General features: G+C 74.3%; 1 protein-coding gene. It reads right to left on the reverse strand.

What is annotated here, in order from left to right; all coding sequences use genetic code 11:
* A partial coding sequence (locus D7231_RS35460) for a PP2C family protein-serine/threonine phosphatase (RefSeq protein WP_120760506.1) occupies positions 1-1111 on the reverse strand: 1111 nt, incomplete at its 3' end.
* Between the last annotated feature and the right edge of the window lie 2 nt (positions 1112-1113).

Consider the following 1113-nt stretch of genomic DNA (forward strand, 5'->3'; position numbering starts at 1 on the left):
GGGCGAACTCCCGGTGCTCCACCAGGCCGTCCGTATAGAGGACGACGATGGCCTCCATGGGCAGCGAGTGGAAGTGGTCGTCCCGGCTCCCGCCCGCGTCCACGCCCAGCGGCAGGCCGGGAGGGGCGTCGAGGTAACGCGTGCGGCCGTCCGGCAGCAGGAGCAGCGGCGGCGGGTGCCCGGCGTTGCTCCAGCGCAGGCCCCACGCGCCGCCGCCGGGCTCGATGCGGGCCAGGCAGGCGGTGGTGATCAGCGTCTCGCCGACCCGTTCGAGGATGCCGTCGAGCTGGTGGAGGAGCCCGGCGGGGGAGGCGGCCCCGCCGCGGGCGGAGAGCGTGAGGGCGCGCAGCATGCTGCGGCTCTGGGACATCGCGGCGGCGGCCTTCAGGTCGTGGCCGACGACGTCCCCGATGACGGCGGCGCAGGTGCCGTCGGGCAGGAGCAGGGCGTCGTACCAGTCGCCGCCGAGGTGGCCGGGCTTGCTGGCGGGGCGGTAGACGGTGGCGGCCTCGAAGGGGTGCAGGTCGAGGAGGCGGGGGAGCAGCATCCGCTGGAACTGCTCGGAGCTGGTGCGGACCTGCTGGTAGAGGCGGGCGTTCTCGATGGCGACGCCGGCGGTGCCGGCCAGGGTGCGGACCACGCCCTCGTCGTGCTGGTCGAAGGGGCGGCCGTCGCGGCGGTCGCTGAGGTAGAGGTTGCCGTAGGTCGTGCCGCGGACGTTGATGGCGACGCCGAGGAGGGTCTCCATGGGCGGGTGGCCGGGCGGGAAGCCGGAGGACTCGGGGTGGCGGGAGATGTGCTTGACGCGCAGCGGCTCGGGGTGGTGGATCAGGTGCCCGAGCAGGCCGCGGCCGCGCGGCAGCTCCACGCCGCTGAGGTTGCCCAGCTCCTCGGCGCTGAGGCCGAGGGGGATGAACTCCCGCAGGAACTCGCCCTCGTCGTCCAGCACGCCGAGCGCGCCGTAGCGGGCGCCGACCAGGTCCATGGCGGTGCTGACGATGCGGCGCAGGACTGTGGGCAGCTCCAGCTCGCTGCTGATGCCCTGCACGGCCATGAGCAGGCCCTGGAAACTCTGCTGCGCGCGGGCCAGGGCGCGCAGCTGCTCACCGATGC

Origin of the sequence: Streptomyces klenkii, assembly GCF_003626645.1 — a bacterium.
GTDB classification, from domain to species: Bacteria; Actinomycetota; Actinomycetes; order Streptomycetales; family Streptomycetaceae; genus Streptomyces; species Streptomyces klenkii.